Below are 15,434 nucleotides of genomic sequence, written 5' to 3' on the forward strand. Positions count from 1 at the left end.
CCGCCTAGCTGACCGCCGTACCCGTCCCGAGGCCCGTGATGGCCTCGAGGGTCTCCCTCGCGGTGACGTTCTCGCCGAGCAGGTTCGGCTTCCCGCTGCCGTGGTAGTCGCTCGATCCGGTGACGAGCAGCCCCCGGTCCCGCGCGATCCTCCGCAGTTCCACACGCGCCTCCTCGGGGTTGTCCCGGTGCTCCACCTCCAGACCCAGCAGGCCCGCATCGATCATCTCGTGGATCACGGCGCCTCCGACCACCGCTCCGCGGTTGAACGCCGACGGGTGGGCGAACACCGGGACGCCGCCGGCGTCCCGGATGAGGGCGACGGCTGCGGCGGGGTGCGGTGCGTAGTGGCTGACCCAGTAGGGCGATCGCGCCGTCAGGATGCGGTCGAAGGCCTCCGAGCGCGTCTTCACGATCCCGAGGGCGATCAGCGCGTCGGCGATGTGCGGGCGTCCCACGGTGGCGCCCTCGGTCACGTGCCGGAGCACCAGGTCCCACGTGATGGGGAAGTCGCCGGCCATCAGCTCGACCATGCGCCGTGCCCGCGTCAGCCGCGCCTCCCGCGACTTCTCGATCTCCTCACGCAGCCCGGCGTGCAGCGGGTCGTGCAGGTAGGACAGCACGTGCACGCTGATGCCGGTGTCCGTGCGGCAGGAGACCTCCATGCCCGGGACGAAGCTGATGCCGAGCCCCTCCGCGGCGGCCCTGGCCCTGTCCCAGCCGGCCGTGGAGTCGTGATCGGTCAGCGCGACGGCGTCGAGGCCGGCGGCGGCCGCGGAGGCGATGAGGACGTCGGGGTCCTCGGTGCCGTCCGAGACGTTCGAGTGCGTGTGCAGGTCGATTCTCACCGAACCAATCTACGCGCCGCCGGCGTGGGGCCCGGCCACGGTAGGCACGCCGGACGATCCGGGACCGCGTGCGCCGAGCCTGCTAGGGGCGGCGTCGTCCCGCCACCGGGAGGAGCAGGCCGCGCGCGTGCCCGTCGGCGCTGCGGCGGTGCGTGTCCGCCGCCCCGGCCGGCGGGTCGGCGTGCTCCACGACGCGCAGCCTGCCGGCGTGGACGAGGCGCACGGGGCCGGACTTCCCGGACCCGCGGCGGGAGTGGGACGATGGCGGTGTGAGCACCGACGACACATTCCCCGCATCCGCCATCCCCACCGACGCACCGGAGGGCCAACCGCTGTCCGACCGCAACGAGAACCGCTCCCAGCGGCCCGACTCCGACGCCTTCAAGGCGTTCATGGCCGGCAGCTGGGCGCCGGCATCGGAGGACCTCCCGCCCGTGGCCCCCGTCGCCGAGCACGCAGCCCGCCGCCGTCGTGCCGTCTCCGACCGGTTCCCCGGCGAGCGCCTCGTGATCCCCGCCGGCCCGTTCAAGGTCCGCTCCAACGACACCGACTACCGGTACCGCCCGCACTCCGGGTTCGCGCACCTGACCGGACTCGGACTGGACCACGAGCCGGACGCCGTGCTGGTCCTCGAACCCGCCGAGCCGGGAGAGGGCGACGACGGCGGGAACCACACCGCCACGCTGTACTTCCGTGAACTCGCGGGCCGCGACAGCGCCGAGTTCTACGCCAACGCCCGCTACGGTGAGTTCTGGATCGGGCAGCGCCTGTCCATGGCGCAGATCAACGCCCAGCTGGACCTCGAGACGGCCGACCTCGCCGAGCTCGAGCTCGCCATCACGAAGGACGCGGGCGTGCCCGAGATCGGCGGGATGAGCATCCGACTGCTCCGCGAGGTGGACCTGAACGCCGACGCCCTCGTGGACACCTCACGCATCAACACCGGCGTGGACCTCGAGAAGGCCGACGCCCTCGACGCGATCCTCGCCGAGGCGCTCTCCGAGCTCAGGCTCCTCAAGGACTCCTGGGAGGTCGAGCAGATGGAGGCGGCCGTGGCCGCGACCGTCGAGGGCTTCCACGACGTGGTCCGCGCGCTCCCCCGCGCCCTCACCCATCCTCGCGGCGAACGTGTGGTCGAGGGTGCATTCTTCGCCCGGGCGCGCGAGGAGGGCAACGATCTCGGGTACGACACCATCGCCGCGTCGGGCAACAACGCCACCACGCTGCACTGGATCCGCAATACCGGCCAGGTGAGGGCCGGGGACCTGCTCCTGCTCGACGCCGGCGTCGAGGCCGAGAGCCTCTACACCGCGGACATCACCAGGACCCTCCCCGTCACCGGGCAGTACACGGACATCCAGCGCAAGGTGTACCAGGCGGTGCTCGACGCCGCCGACGCCGGCTTCGCCGCCGCACAGCCCGGCCGGAAGTTCCGCGAGGTGCACCAGGCCGCCGTCACTGTCCTCGCCGAGAACCTCGACGCCTGGGGGCTGCTGCCCGTCCCGCTCGAGGAGGCGCTCTCCCCCGAGGGCCAGCACCACCGCCGTTGGATGCCGCACGGCACGAGCCACCACCTGGGGATGGACGTCCACGACTGCGCGCAGGCCAAGCGCGAGCTGTACCTGGACGGGGTCCTCACCGAGGGGATGGTGTTCACCATCGAGCCGGGCCTCTACTTCAAGGCCGAGGACCTCGCGGTCCCCGAGGAGTACCGGGGCATCGGCGTGCGTATCGAGGACGACATCCTCATGACGGCCGACGGTCCGGTCAACCTCAGCGCCGCCCTCCCCCGCAACCCCGACGACGTCGAGGACTGGATGGCGGGCATCTGGGGCAGCACCGGGGAGTAGCCCTCCCGGACGGCCCGCGACGGGTCGGGACATGACGGAGGCCGGGACCCGCGGGTCCCGGCCTCCGTCATGCCGCGGGCGTGCTCCGCCGTGGCCCGGCGGCAGGAGCCGCTACCGCGTCCCGCCGGCAGCGGACGATCCGTGGCTGCCGGGGCGCTCGTCGTCCCCGGGGCGCTCGGCGCCCGGCGTCGCGTCCTGGCCGGGCCCTCCAGGAGCCCCGGTCGCTCCCGCCGGCGTGGCCCCGGTCCCATCAGGCGCCGCGGTCACGGCGGGCTGGTCGTCGACGCGCACGCCGTACTGGGGCCTGCCGTCGGGGAGGTCGGGGAACTGTCCCCGGCGGGGTCCGGTGGTGCCGGGACCCGCGGTCCCGCCCTCCCCGCCCTCGGGCTGGGGCTGGATCGGCTGGCCCGCGTAGGGGTCGTTCCATCCGGCAGGACGCTCGGGTGCCGGCTGCTGCGGCGCCTGCCCCTGCCCCGGTGCCTGCCCCGGCGTCTGGCCCCAGCCCGTGGGCGCGCCGCCCGGATGCTGCGCCTGCCCGTTCATGGGCAGCTGCTGCAGGAGGCGTCGGGCTTCACCGGCCAGGCTCGGCTCCACGATGACGTCGTAGCTGGTCGCGATGACCTGGCTCGTGGACGTGAAATCGCGCCGGCCCCGCTGGAACGTGTAGGTCAGGACTCCGAAGAGCAGCCAGAAGATGGCACCCAGGGCGATCGAGGAGACGATGGTGATCGTGGATTCGCTGTCGCCGAACAGGCTCAGGATCAGGCCGACGAAGAGCCCGAACCAGGCTCCGGTGGCGGCGCTGCCCAGCGCCACCCGCGGGTAGCTCAACCGTCCCGTGACGCGCTCCACGGTCTTCAGGTCGTTGCCGATGATGGCGACCCGCTGGACGGCGAACTTGTTGTCCGCGAGGTAGTCGACGGCTTTCTGGGCGTCCAGGTAGCTGGTGTAGCGGCCGATGGTCTCGCCCGTGGGCAGGACCCGGCCCGAATCGCGGGAGGCTGTTGTTCCAAGAGGTGGTGTCGACATGGTGTCCATTCTTGCCTAACCCCCGCGAGCGCGGGAGATCGGGTGCGGGGAGCCGTCGATCCGCCGGCCGCACGCCTCCCCTCCTCCGGACGGCCGATGCCGCCCGAGCCCTCCGCGCCCGATAGCCTAGGACTGTGACTACCAACCCCACCCGCGTCTTCGTCGCCCGACTGCTGGGCCTGGACGTCTTCGACCCGCTCGGCGATCGCCTGGGCCGCCTGCGGGACGCCGTCGTGCTCGACCGCGGCCCCGCGAAGGCGCCGCAGGTCGTGGGTCTGGTGGTCGAGGTGCCCGGCAAGAAGCGCGTCTTCGTCCCGATGACGCGCATCACGTCGATGGACCCGTCGCAGATCATCTGCACGGGCCTGGTCAACCTCCGCCGCTTCGAGCAGCGCGGTGCCGAGATGCTCGTCGTGGCCGAACTCTTCGACCGCCGGCTCACGCTGCGTGACGGCAGCGGGAGCGCCGTCGTCGAGGACATCGCCATGGAACGCAACCGCGCCGGCGACTGGCACGTCTCCCAGCTGTTCGTGCGCCGCGGTGGCGCGGTATCGCCCCTGCGCGGACTGCGCCGGGGAGGCGAGCGGCTCATCATCGACTGGCTCGACGCCTTGCACGGTGGCACGGACGAGCCGCAGGGCGCCACGCAGTTCGTCGCCCAGCACGACGACCTGAAGGCGGCGGACTTCGCGGACGCGATGCACGAGATGAACGACAAGCGGCGCCTCGAGGTGGCGGGCGAGCTCCAGGACGACCGCCTCGCGGACATCCTCCAGGAACTGCCCGACGACGACCAGGTGCAGATCCTCACGTCCCTCTCGCTCGAGCGCGCGGCCGACGTGCTCGAGGAGATGGACCCCGACGACGCTGCCGACCTCCTCAACGAACTGCCCGAGGCGCAGAAGGAGGAGCTCCTCCAGCTCATGGAGCCCGACGACGCCGAGGACGTACGCCGCCTGCTCGAGTACGAGGAGGGCACGGCCGGTTCCCTCATGACCACCGTGCCGGTGATCCTCCCGCCGGAGGCGACCGTCGCGGAGGCGCTCGCCCATGTGCGGCGCGAGGAGCTGACGCCCGCGCTCGCGTCGTCGATCTTCGTGTGCCGGCCACCCCTCGAGACGCCCACAGGGCGCTACCTCGGCGTGGTGCACATCCAGCAGCTCCTGCGGTATCCGCCACCGGAGCCGCTCGGCAACATCATCGACGCGGACCTCGAGGCGATCGGCGACCAGGCGGCCGTGAGCGAGGTCTCGAGGATCCTCGCGACCTACAACCTGAACTCCGTACCCGTCGTCAACACCGAAGGACGCCTCGTGGGCGCCGTGACCGTCGACGACGTGCTGGACCATCTGCTGCCCGACGACTGGCGGGCACAGGACGACACGACCGTACCGAAACGAGGTGATCGCCGTGGCTGAGAGGACGAGATCCACTTCGCGTGGGCTGGACACCCCCCGCGAGGCGCGCAAGCGCATCCTTCCGCGCCTGCGACCGAACCCGGACCGCTTCGGCAGCGGCACGGAGAACATCGCCCGTTTCATGGGCACACCGCAGTTCCTCTTCTACATGACGGTCTTCGTCGTGGTCTGGCTGACGTGGAACACCATCGCTCCGGAGAACGCGCGCTTCGACAGCGCGGCACTCGGGTTCACGGCACTGACCCTGATGCTCTCCCTGCAGGCCTCCTACGCCGCACCCCTGCTGCTGCTCGCGCAGAACCGCCAGGACGACCGCGACCGCGTCTCCATGCGTGAGGACCGCCAGCGCGCCGAACGGAACCTCTCCGACACCGAGTACCTGACGCGGGAGATCGCGGACCTGCGCATCGCCCTGCGTGAGGTGGCGACACGCGACTACGTGCGGTCCGAGCTGCGCTCCATCCTCGAGGAGCTGCTCGAAACGACCGATGGCCAGGAGCTGACCCTGCAGAAACGGAAGCCTCGCAAGCCGTCGGACAACACGGTGACGCTGCCGAAGGTGCAGCCCGCCGGGAGGAAACCCTCCCGGTGAGCCGCGCCATGCCCGACGAGGCGGCCGTCCGTGCTGCCCTCGGCACGGTGATCGATCCCGAGCTTCGCCGGCCCATCGCCGAACTCGGGATGCTCGACGCCGTGTCCGTCGAGGGCCGGACGGTCCGCGTCCGCGTCCTGCTGACCATCTCCGGCTGTCCGCTGCGGGACACGATCGTGCAGGACACCGAGGCCGCGCTGGCCGCGGTCGAGGGCGTGGACGCCGTCGAGGTGGAACTGGGCGTCATGGACCAGGCCCAGCGTGACGCCCTGAAGGAGCGGCTGAAGGGCGCCGGCGGGCGGCGCGGCATCCCCTTCAACGAGCCGTCGTCGCTCACGCGCGTGTACGCCGTGGCCAGCGGCAAGGGCGGTGTCGGCAAGTCCAGCGTGACCGTGAACCTCGCGACCGCCATGGCCGCGCAGGGGCTGCGGGTGGGCATCGTGGACGCGGACGTGCACGGCTTCTCCGTCCCCGCCCTGATGGGCATCACGCAGCAGCCCACGCGCGTCGACGAACTCATCCTCCCGCCCGTCGCCCACGGCGTGAAGGTCATCTCGATCGGCATGTTCGTGGAGGGCAACCAGCCCGTCTCCTGGCGCGGGCCCATGCTGCACCGCGCGCTCGAGCAGTTCCTCACCGACGTGTACTTCGGCGACCTGGACGCGCTCTTCCTCGACCTCCCGCCGGGCACCGGCGACATCGCCATCTCCGTGGCCCAGCTGCTGCCGTCGTCCGAACTGCTGGTGGTGACGACGCCGCAGAGCGCGGCCGCCGACGTCGCCGAGCGGGCGGGCTCCATGGCGGCGCAGACCGGCCAGCGGGTGGCCGGGGTCATCGAGAACATGTCATGGCTGGAACTGCCCGACGGCGGGCGGCTCGAGCTGTTCGGCGCCGGCGGAGGGAGCACGGTGGCGGCACGGCTGTCGGCGACGCTCGATACCGGGATCCCGCTTCTGGGCAGCATCCCGCTGGATGTGTCGCTCCGCGAGGGCGGCGACGCCGGCACACCCCTGGTGCTCTCGCGGATGGAATCGAGGGCACGCGAGGAGCTCACCGCGATCGCGTCCACCCTGGCACGCCGACCCCGCGGCCTGGAGGGGCTCAAGCTTCCCGTGAGCGTGCGCTGAAGCGAGGCGACGGCTCCGCCCTGTCCGCGTGGGACAGTCCATGGCTGACCGACCACCGGTCCGGCGAGCGGGACCACCGCCGTCGCCTGCCCCGCGGGGAGGGCCTAGGTGGCTTCGCGGTCGTAGGGCGCGGGTTGGCCGGCTGCGAGCCGGGGACCGACCGGCACGGACACGGCAGGACGGGTGGCGCTGGACACCGCGGCGGTGACCGCGGGCTTCGGCGCCCCGGCGCTGACGGGCTTGAACACGTCCTCGATGTCGTCGAGGAGTGCCTCCTTGATGATGCGGCGGGGATCGTACTGGCGCGGGTCGAGCTTGCGCCAGTCCACCTCGTCCAGTTCGGGGCCCACCTCTTCGCGGAGCTGTTCGCGGGCGCCGGTCGCCATACGCCGCAGACCCTTCACGAGCCGTGCCAGTTGGGCCGCGTACTCCGGAAGACGCTCCGGGCCGAGCACCACGACGGCGATGATCGCCAGGACCACGAGTTCGAGGCCGTTGATTCCCAACACGTGAAAAGACTACCTTCCCGGCATGCGCCGATCACATTCGACAAGCGCCCCCCGGAGACCGGCAGCACAACGGCCACCGGGGCTTAACGCCCCAGCCACCGGACGGTCATCTAGCCGCCGGCCAGGGGATGCGTGATCCTCGAGAGGCCCCGGAGGATCCGCTCCATCATCGGGTCGTCCTGTACCTGCGGCGTCAGCGCGAGCTGCGCGTGCTCGGTGGTGACCAGTTGGCTGAGGGTACGCGGCATCGCGGCGGCCGGCAGGTCCGACACGACGGTGTAGGTGACCGTCGGGTTGTCGAGGACAACCTGCCACGGCTCCCCCGAGCGCACCCACAGGTCCTGGTCGGCGCCTCCGATGTGCTCGAAGCCGTCCGAGGTCACGATGTTGCCGGTGACGGCGTTCACGGGCGGCGTGCCGGCCTGTCGGACGCCGCCGACCTTGCGTTGCTCGTACACGGTGACCGTGGCGCCGTCGTTCTCGAGGACGAGTTCCAGGGTGGGCCGCCCGCCCACGGTGATGCCCTCGGCGCTGCTCAGTGTGAAGCCGAGGGACTCGAGCTCGGGGCAGTACCAGCCTCCGGCGCGCAGCGTCTCGAGCTGGCCGGCGTCCAGGTAGGTGGGCGTCCGCGGTGCCACCGACTCCCAGCCGGAGCGCAGCGCCGCTGTCCCGGAACCGCTCCCGACTGCTTCCGGGGGGACCTCCGCCCCGACCACGTACGCCCCGGCGAGGACGGTGGTCGCGGCGACCGCCGAGCCGCCCGCCACGAGGAGCGTGCGGTGCCGACGCCGTGGGGAGGTCCGCTCGTGATGCGCGCGGACGAAGGCTGAGCTGGACCCCGAGCGCACGTCATGCCCGTGCGGGGAGGACGCGCCGGAGGACTTCAGGGAGGACTCGAAGCCCGGTGAGAGAAGGCGGCGCTGCAGTGCCGGATCGGGCGACGGGTTGGAGAGGCCCAGCAGGGCGCTCTTGAGGCCGCGGAGGCGGGTGACGGTCTCCGCGCATGCCGAGCAGCGGGAGACGTGCCGCTCCACGGCGATGCGGCGTCGGTCGGACAGCTCGCCGTCCACGAGGTCCTGCAGCGAGCGACGGGGGTGAAGCATCGTCCTCAGCCCAGGCCGGCGATCCGTGGGACGCCGAGGGCGGTCCCGCTCCCGCCGGAGGTCCGGGGGTCGCGGTGGGCGAGCTTCTCGCGCAGCATGGTGCGTCCGCGATGGATGCGCGAGCGCACGGTGCCGAGCTTCACGCCGAGCACGTGCGCCACCTCGTCGTAGGCGAGGCCCTCGAGGTCGCAGAGCACGACGGCGGCGCGGAAGTCCGGCGGCAGTTCCTCGAGGGCGGCCTGGACGTCTATGTCGAGGTTGTTGAACTCGAAGCTGCGCTCGGGGCCCGGGTGCTTGCTCGGCAGGCGGCTCTCCGCCTCTTCCGTGAGCCCGTCGAACCGGATACGGGTCTTGCGCCGCGCCTGGTCGAGGAACAGGTTCGTGGTGATGCGGTGCAGCCAGCCGTCGAGCGTGCCCGGCTTGAAGTTGGCGAGGGACCGGAACACGCGTACGAAGACCTCCTGGGTGAGGTCCTCGGCGTCGAATCTGTTGCCCGTCAGCCGGTAGGCGAGGCGGTAGACCTTGGGCGAGTAGGTGGTGACGACCTCCTCCCAGGACGGCGCGACCCATGGGTTGCCGTGCTCGTCGAGGATCGGCGCGTCCGCCCCGGACACGACCTCGGCGGACTGTGCCGCCTTCACGCTGGACATCATGTACCCCTTCTCGCCGAGACTCCCGATCGGGCACCGCTTCCGGCCGCGGGGGCCGTGAACGATGTACCGGGGATTCGGGACCGCACTCGCGCCGGATGTCCCGAGATGGAAGTCTTTCCCACGAAGCTGGGAACTGGCTGGCAGCACCGGGCGTGTTGTGCCGGCCGCAGGTACGTGCGTGGGCTACCCTGCCGCCGCTCCTCCGCGTCCCACGTGGGATGGGACACGTGCGGCACAGTAGTGTTGGGGCGGGGCTTCAGCCTCCCGACCCGTACCATCTCCCACGAACCACAGAACGGACGTCCATGGCCGCCGACAAACACAGCAGCTGGTCCTACACGGAAGGGCTCCCCGATGAGGACGACGTCCTGCTCAGGGCGCGCGACCGCTCCCATGAACTGGGCGTAGCCCCCGTGACACCGGCGGTCGGAGCGGCCCTCACCGTGCTCGCGGCGGCCTCGAAGGCCACGACCGCCGTCGAGGTGGGTGCGGGAGCGGGGGTCTCGGGCGTGTGCCTGCTGAGGGGCCTGGGCCGGAACGCCGTGCTCACGACCATCGATTCGGACGTCGACCACCTGCGGGCGGCCCGGGAGGCGTATGCGGAGGCCGGCATCCCGTCGAACCGCACGCGAACCATCTCCGGACGGGCGGCCGACGTGCTGCCGAGACTCACCGACAGGGCCTACGACCTCGTCTTCATCGACGCGGACAAGCCCGGGCTCCCCGTCTACGTGGAGCAGGCGACGCGGCTGCTCAAGGACGGCGGCATCATGGTGATCAACGACGCCCTGGACCAGGACCGCGTCGCGGAACCGGCCGTGCGCGAGCAGTCGACCAACACGATGCGTCAGGTGGGCAGGATCATCCGGGAGAACGAGGCACTCGTGTCCGCTCTCCTGCCGACCGGCACCGGACTCCTCCTGGCGGTCAAGCAGCGGGCCTGACCGGGCCCCGCCCTTCGAGCGGGGCCCGGTGCTCTCGCGTCGGCTAGTTCGTGACGGTGAGCAGGCAGTCCTTGAGCTTGCCCGCCTCTTCGGCGTTGAGTTCGACGACGAGACGTCCGCCGCCGTCGATCGGCACCCGCATGATGAGGCTGCGCCCCTCCTTGGTGACTTCCATCGGTCCATCGCCGGTACGCGGTTTCATGGCAGCCATGGGGGTGTCCCTTTCAACAGGGCGCCACCGCGATCAGCGGTAGCGCGACAGTAAACAGTGCCCCGACCCGGCGCCCTGCGGAGGGTCCGGCGGTGCACGTCATCACTGTCATTATTCAGCACAAGGCCTGCACCTGCTAATTCAGGTGCGGCGTGGGTCACAGTCAGGGTGGATAATCCCCGTCCGGTCCGGACTGCGTCCAGCCCCACAGCCAGTCCACCCAGAGGAACTGGAGTGCGACCGACACCGGCAGCACCACCCACAGGAGCCGCCCCCTCCGGGCGGTCACCACGGCGAGCGCCAGCGGGAAGAGCGGCGTCAGGATGCGCCACGTGCTCGACTGCGGGTCCCAGAAGGCCGCCAGGTACAGGATGTACCCGGCGCACCAGGCTCCCAGGACGAGCCCCGTCGAGCGCACGGCCGGCGTGAGGAAGAGCGCGGTGACACCGATCAGCAGACCCGCCACCAGCAGCGCCGCCGCACCGGGTCCCAGCAGCGCGGCAGGTGCCTCGAACCAGGGACGAAAGGGGGCGAGCGGCTCCCCGCGCCAGGCCGTCTCCGTCGCGACGTACGCGTCGCGGCGCCCCGTCACCAGCCAGGCCAGGGCCGGCCAGGCGAGCGCCGCGCACGAGCTCACCACGCCGAGCAGGAACAGGGGCAGCACCTGGCGGGCCGCGTGCTGGCGGCCGGACGGATCGGTGCCCGAGCGGCGCGCCGTCCAGAGGGCATGGAGGAAGAGGATGCCGACCATCAGCGCGAACGGCACCCCTGCAGGGCGCGTGAGGCACATGACGACGACGACGGGCATCGCCCTGTAGTACCGCTGCGTCGCCACGAGGTGGAGCGAGGAAGCGAGGAGCAGCAGGTGAAGGGACTCCGCGTACGGCACCTGCAGGATCGCCGCGACGGGGGCGAAGGACACCACGGCGACGCCGGCCAGGGCGGTCCGGTGGTCGGCCCGCAGACGGAAGAGGCGGTAGACGACCAGGGAGGCGCCGGCGGCGGCGGCGAGGGCGACGACGGGCGCGAGGATCCCCCAGCCGAGGCCCGTGACCAGATCGAGGAGCCGCACGAGTCCCGGGAAGACGGGATAGAACGCCCACTGGTTGTGACCGACCACCCCCTGCTCGTCCCTGGGCAGCTCGGACGGGTAGCCCTCGGTGAAGATCCTCTCGTACCAGCCGCTGTCCCAGTAGTTGATGAACGTGCCGTACCCGGGGGCCGCTCCCGACCACGGACTGGCCTCCTGGCGTGCTGCGGCGAGCAGGAGGATGGCGGTGGACACGATGCGCCCGGCGAGGAAGACGGCCAGCACCTGCAGAGACCAGTGCGGCACGGACACCGTGGGCCGGCGGGTCGGGGTCGTGCCCGTACGGCTCATGGAACGGGCACGCCGGCACCGGGGATCACGGACCGCACCCAGCACTTCCGCAGGTGGTCGTTGACGTACCCGGTGGCCTGCATCATGGCGTAGGCGGTCGTGGGCCCCACGAAGCGGAACCCGAGATGCTTCAGCTCGCGTGCCAGCGCCGTGCTCTCGGACGTGATCGCCGGGACGTCCGCCGGCACCGTGGGCGCCGGGCCGGGGACGGGGCGGTGACTCTCGAGGACCGAGGCGAGGGTGGTCCCGTCCGGGAGCGCGAGCAGCGCCCGGGCATTGACGATCGTGGCGTCGATCTTCTGCCGGTTCCGGACGATCCCCGCGTCGGCGAGGAGCCGGTCGACGTCACCGGCACCGAAGCCCGCGACCACCGCGGGATCGAACTCCGCGAACGCCCGACGGAAGGCCTCGCGCTTCCGCAGGATCGTGATCCAGCTCAGTCCCGACTGGAAGGCCTCGAGGCTCAACCGTTCGAACAGGGCGGCCTCCCCCCGGACCGGACGCCCCCATTCCTCGTCGTGGTAGCGCTCGTAGTCCGGGCTCGAGACCGCCCAGCCGCACCGCGGCCTGCCGTCGGAGCCGGGAACGGCTCCGCTCACCGTCCGGCGTCCCGTCCGGCGAGCCGGGCACGCAGCTCCGAGATCACGGCGTCGCGTTCCTCGAGCGCTGCGGCCAGCCGGTCGAGGACCTCGTCCACCTGGTCCATGCGGTAACCACGGAGTCCGAGGCCGAAGCGGAGGGCGTCGACGTCCCGCGCGGACGGCGCGTCCGGCAGCAGGACCGGCGGCAGCGAGGCGACCGGTTCCACGAGGCCGAGACCGTTCCACCGTGGCGCGGTGTCCCCGGCGTCGTCGTCCGTCGAGCCGGCTCCGGAGCGCCCGGAGTCGGGCTGCACGGCGGCGGACAGCCGCTGCGAGGGCACGGGAAGCGGCCGCCCCGAGGCGAGGACCGCGGTCCCTCCCACCAGCAGGATGGCGAGGATCACCAGGAGAATAGTCACACGGCAATGGTGCCAGAGTCGTCAGCGGGGACGGGGCTGCTCAGACGCCGTGCTCGTGGCCGGCCGACGCCGCGACGATCGTCACGGCCTCCTCCGCGGTCTCGACGAGCTGCAGCAGCGAGAGGTCCTTCTCGGAGATGGTTCCCTCGGCCAGCAGCGTGCCCTCGATCCAGTCGAGGAGCGGCTGCCAGTAGGCGACGCCGACGAGCACGATCGGGAACGAGGTGACCTTGCGGGTCTGCACGAGGGTCATGGCCTCGAACAGTTCGTCGAGCGTGCCGAAGCCTCCGGGCAGTACGACGAACCCGCTCGCGTACTTGACGAACATGGTCTTGCGGGCGAAGAAGTACCGGAAGTTGATCCCGAGGTCCACCCACTCGTTCATGCCCTGCTCGAACGGCAGCTCGATCCCCAGCCCCACGGAGGTCCCACCCGCCTCACAGGCGCCCTTGTTCGCGGCCTCCATGGCACCGGGGCCTCCCCCGGTGATGACGGCGTAGCCCGCCTCCACCAGCCGGCGGCCCACCTCCTCGCCGATGGCGTAGAAGGCGGAGTCGCGCGCGGTCCGCGCCGACCCGAAGACGCTGATGGCAGGCCCGAGGTCGGCCAGCGTCCCGAAACCCTCCACGAACTCGCTCTGGATCCGCAGCACCCGCCACGGGTCGGTGCGCGTGAAGCCGCCGTTGTCGTCGGCGTCGAGGAGCATGTTGTCCGCTTGCGGCACCGTGGCCTGGCCCCGCCTCAGCTCCACCGATCCCTTGCGCCTGGTCGCCCTGCCTGCGGCGGCTGCCTCGAACGGCTGGACCGACGTCCCGTTGGACGCCCCGCTCGATGCACCCGGACCGGACAGGGCGGATCGCGCCTGCCCGTCGTCGTGCGGTGCGGGGAGCCGGGCGTCGTCATCGGCGGACGGGTGCTGGGAAGGAGACATTTTCCTAGGCTAACCAACGCCCCGCGCTCCCGGGGCTTTGGTTGCTCTTGAATCACGATCGCGCCCAATCCGACGCTGTGTATTGCCGGCGAGGAATAGTTCGCTAGATTTCTCCCATGACAAGTGAACCGCTGCCGGCTACGCCCGCGTCCTCGGGAGGACCCCTCGTCTCCCTCAAGAACGTGAACAAGCACTTCGGGGACCTGCACGTGCTCCGGGACATCAATCTCGAGGTGGCCCGCGGTGAGGTCCTGGTGGTCATCGGACCGTCGGGGTCCGGGAAGTCGACGCTCTGCCGCGCGATCAACCGCCTCGAGACCATCGACGACGGCGAGATCGCCATCGACGGCAAGGTGCTGCCCGCCGAAGGCAAGGCCCTCGCGAAACTCCGCGCCGACGTGGGGATGGTCTTCCAGTCCTTCAATCTCTTCGCCCACAAGTCGATCCTCGAGAACGTGACCCTGGGTCCCGTGAAGGTCAAGGGCATGAAGGCCGGCGAGGCCAAGGAGCTGGCGATGTCGCTCCTCAAGCGGGTCGGCGTGGACAACCAGGCGCAGAAACTCCCGGCCCAGCTCTCCGGCGGCCAGCAGCAGCGCGTGGCGATCGCCCGGGCCCTCGCCATGAAGCCGAAGGTCATGCTCTTCGACGAGCCCACGTCCGCACTGGACCCGGAGATGATCAACGAGGTGCTCGACGCGATGGTGTCCCTCGCGAAGGACGGCATGACCATGATCGTGGTGACCCACGAGATGGGCTTCGCCCGCCGCGCCGCCGACCGTGTGATCTTCATGGCCGACGGACAGATCGTGGAACAGGCCACGCCCGAGGAGTTCTTCACCAATCCGCAGAGCGAGCGCGCCAGGGACTTCCTCGGCAAGATCCTCTCGCACTGACCCCTCACATCACCCGCATCCACCAGGCCCTCGAGGCCGGAACGCAAGGAGAACCAATGCAGAAGACCCGATACGCAGCAGCCGCGGTGGCCGCGGTGGCCGCACTGACGCTGTCCGCCTGTGGCGGCGGCGGCGAGAGCGCCGACAGCGGGAGCAGCGGCGAGGCCGGCGGTGGCGAGAGCCTCCGCATCGGCATCAAGTTCGACCAGCCCGGTCTCGGCTACGACGAGGGCGGCTCCTACTCCGGCTTCGACGTCGACGTCGCGAAGTACGTGGCGAACGAGCTCGGCGTGACCGAGGAGAACATCGAGTTCGTGGAGGCCCCGTCCGCCAACCGCGAGAACCTGCTGTCCAACAACCAGGTGGACATGATCTTCGCGACCTACTCCATCACCGACACCCGCAAGCAGACCGTCGACTTCGCCGGTCCGTACTTCGTCGCGGGCCAGGACCTGCTCGTCCCGACGGACAGCGACATCACCGGACCCGAGGACCTCGAGGGCAAGAACCTCTGCTCGGTCACCGGCTCCACCTCGGCACAGAAGATCAAGGACCAGTACCCGGGCGTGCAGCTCGTCGAGCAGCCGGGCTACGCCGAGTGCGTCACCGCGATGGGCGGCGGCCAGATCGACGCCGTCACCACCGATGACATCATCCTCGCCGGCCTCGCCGCCCAGGAGGCCAACGCCGGCAAGTTCAAGGTCGTCGGCAACACGTTCTCCGAGGAGAACTACGGTGTCGGCCTGCCCAAGGGCAGCGACAGGTGCGAGGACATCAACGCGGCCATCACGAAGATGATCGAGGACGGCGCGTGGGAGGAAGCGATCACCAGCAACACCGAGGGTGCCGACTACACCTTCAACGCCGAGCTGAACCCGCCGACGCCGGCGCCCTGCGCCTAGTCGACCGTTCGCATCGGTGGGGTGGTCCGCCCGGACCACCCCAC

At 70.9% G+C, this 15,434-nt stretch carries 18 protein-coding genes; 7 read left to right on the top strand and 11 right to left on the bottom strand.

What is annotated here, in order from left to right:
• Positions 1-4 precede the first annotated feature (4 nt).
• On the bottom strand, positions 5-847 hold the full coding sequence (locus tag CI785_RS14135) for a PHP domain-containing protein (RefSeq protein ID WP_105032748.1): 843 nt from the start codon (positions 845-847) through the stop codon (positions 5-7).
• An 82-nt stretch (positions 848-929) separates the two neighbouring features.
• Positions 930-1,124: a hypothetical protein gene (locus CI785_RS17190; protein ID WP_157940279.1), complete on the bottom strand. Its 195-nt coding sequence runs from the start codon at positions 1,122-1,124 to the stop codon at positions 930-932.
• Between CI785_RS17190 and CI785_RS14140 the strand changes: the two genes are divergently transcribed.
• Positions 1,117-2,697 carry an aminopeptidase P family protein gene (locus CI785_RS14140; RefSeq protein ID WP_240615212.1) on the top strand — a complete coding sequence of 527 codons (1,581 nt, stop codon included), beginning with the start codon at positions 1,117-1,119 and terminating at the stop codon, positions 2,695-2,697. The genes CI785_RS17190 and CI785_RS14140 overlap by 8 nt on opposite strands.
• Before the next feature lie 111 nt (positions 2,698-2,808).
• Here CI785_RS14140 and CI785_RS14145 read toward each other — a convergent pair whose 3' ends face one another.
• Complete coding sequence (locus tag CI785_RS14145) at positions 2,809-3,726, bottom strand: YflT domain-containing protein (protein WP_240615213.1); 918 nt, start codon at positions 3,724-3,726, stop codon at positions 2,809-2,811.
• A 134-nt stretch (positions 3,727-3,860) separates the two neighbouring features.
• On the opposite strand from CI785_RS14145, the gene CI785_RS14150 reads away from it, so the two are divergent.
• Genes CI785_RS14150 through CI785_RS14160 form a run of 3 tightly spaced genes read left to right on the top strand, consistent with a single transcriptional unit; the run spans position 3,861 to position 6,863 of the window.
• Positions 3,861-5,144 carry a magnesium transporter MgtE N-terminal domain-containing protein gene (locus CI785_RS14150; protein ID WP_105032750.1) on the top strand — a complete coding sequence of 428 codons (1,284 nt, stop codon included), beginning with the start codon at positions 3,861-3,863 and terminating at the stop codon, positions 5,142-5,144.
• Positions 5,137-5,736: a DUF1003 domain-containing protein gene (locus tag CI785_RS14155; protein ID WP_105033210.1), complete on the top strand. Its 600-nt coding sequence runs from the start codon at positions 5,137-5,139 to the stop codon at positions 5,734-5,736. The genes CI785_RS14150 and CI785_RS14155 overlap by 8 nt, the downstream gene beginning before the upstream one ends.
• Before the next feature lie 8 nt (positions 5,737-5,744).
• Positions 5,745-6,863, top strand: coding sequence for an Mrp/NBP35 family ATP-binding protein (locus CI785_RS14160; protein WP_105033209.1), 1,119 nt, complete (start codon positions 5,745-5,747; stop codon positions 6,861-6,863).
• Between the two features lie 104 nt (positions 6,864-6,967).
• Here CI785_RS14160 and CI785_RS14165 read toward each other — a convergent pair whose 3' ends face one another.
• From CI785_RS14165 to sigE, 3 genes are all read right to left on the bottom strand, one after another.
• Positions 6,968-7,372: a sec-independent translocase gene (locus CI785_RS14165; RefSeq protein ID WP_105032751.1), complete on the bottom strand. Its 405-nt coding sequence runs from the start codon at positions 7,370-7,372 to the stop codon at positions 6,968-6,970.
• A gap of 110 nt (positions 7,373-7,482) precedes the next feature.
• Entirely contained in the window at positions 7,483-8,475 is a 993-nt protein-coding gene (locus tag CI785_RS14170; RefSeq protein ID WP_105032752.1) for an anti-sigma factor family protein, read from the bottom strand.
• A 5-nt stretch (positions 8,476-8,480) separates the two neighbouring features.
• Positions 8,481-9,125 (bottom strand): RNA polymerase sigma factor SigE, encoded by a 645-nt coding sequence (gene sigE, locus CI785_RS14175; RefSeq protein WP_105033211.1) that lies wholly within the window; start codon positions 9,123-9,125, stop codon positions 8,481-8,483.
• 308 nt (positions 9,126-9,433) lie between these two features.
• On the opposite strand from sigE, the gene CI785_RS14180 reads away from it, so the two are divergent.
• A complete protein-coding gene (locus CI785_RS14180; RefSeq protein ID WP_105032753.1) occupies positions 9,434-10,072 on the top strand; it encodes an O-methyltransferase in 639 nt (212 codons plus the stop codon).
• Between the two features lie 43 nt (positions 10,073-10,115).
• Here the strand turns inward: CI785_RS14180 and CI785_RS14185 are convergent, their stop codons facing one another.
• From CI785_RS14185 to CI785_RS14205, 5 genes are all read right to left on the bottom strand, one after another.
• Entirely contained in the window at positions 10,116-10,283 is a 168-nt protein-coding gene (locus tag CI785_RS14185) for a DUF3117 domain-containing protein (RefSeq protein WP_104117134.1), read from the bottom strand.
• 163 nt (positions 10,284-10,446) lie between these two features.
• The gene (locus CI785_RS14190) at positions 10,447-11,664 is read right to left on the bottom strand and encodes a hypothetical protein (RefSeq protein ID WP_157940280.1); all 1,218 of its coding nucleotides are present in this window, start codon (positions 11,662-11,664) and stop codon (positions 10,447-10,449) included.
• Positions 11,661-12,263 (bottom strand): DNA-3-methyladenine glycosylase I, encoded by a 603-nt coding sequence (locus tag CI785_RS14195; RefSeq protein ID WP_105032755.1) that lies wholly within the window; start codon positions 12,261-12,263, stop codon positions 11,661-11,663. Before CI785_RS14195 ends, CI785_RS14190 begins: the two co-directional genes overlap by 4 nt.
• The gene (locus tag CI785_RS14200; protein WP_105032756.1) at positions 12,260-12,664 is read right to left on the bottom strand and encodes a DivIVA domain-containing protein; all 405 of its coding nucleotides are present in this window, start codon (positions 12,662-12,664) and stop codon (positions 12,260-12,262) included. Before CI785_RS14200 ends, CI785_RS14195 begins: the two co-directional genes overlap by 4 nt.
• Positions 12,665-12,704: 40 nt before the next feature.
• Positions 12,705-13,595, bottom strand: a complete 891-nt coding sequence (locus tag CI785_RS14205) for an LOG family protein (RefSeq protein WP_105032757.1) — start codon at positions 13,593-13,595, stop codon at positions 12,705-12,707.
• A 116-nt stretch (positions 13,596-13,711) separates the two neighbouring features.
• Here CI785_RS14205 and CI785_RS14210 point away from each other — a divergent pair, with 116 nt between their 5' ends.
• Together CI785_RS14210 and CI785_RS14215 are read left to right on the top strand one after the other, a co-directional pair.
• Complete coding sequence (locus CI785_RS14210; protein WP_105032758.1) at positions 13,712-14,488, top strand: amino acid ABC transporter ATP-binding protein; 777 nt, start codon at positions 13,712-13,714, stop codon at positions 14,486-14,488.
• 56 nt (positions 14,489-14,544) lie between these two features.
• Positions 14,545-15,390 (top strand): glutamate ABC transporter substrate-binding protein, encoded by an 846-nt coding sequence (locus CI785_RS14215; protein WP_105032759.1) that lies wholly within the window; start codon positions 14,545-14,547, stop codon positions 15,388-15,390.
• Positions 15,391-15,434 lie beyond the last annotated feature (44 nt).

It is taken from the genome of Arthrobacter ruber (genome assembly GCF_002954225.1).
In the GTDB taxonomy this organism is placed as follows: Bacteria; Actinomycetota; Actinomycetes; order Actinomycetales; family Micrococcaceae; genus Arthrobacter_D; species Arthrobacter_D ruber.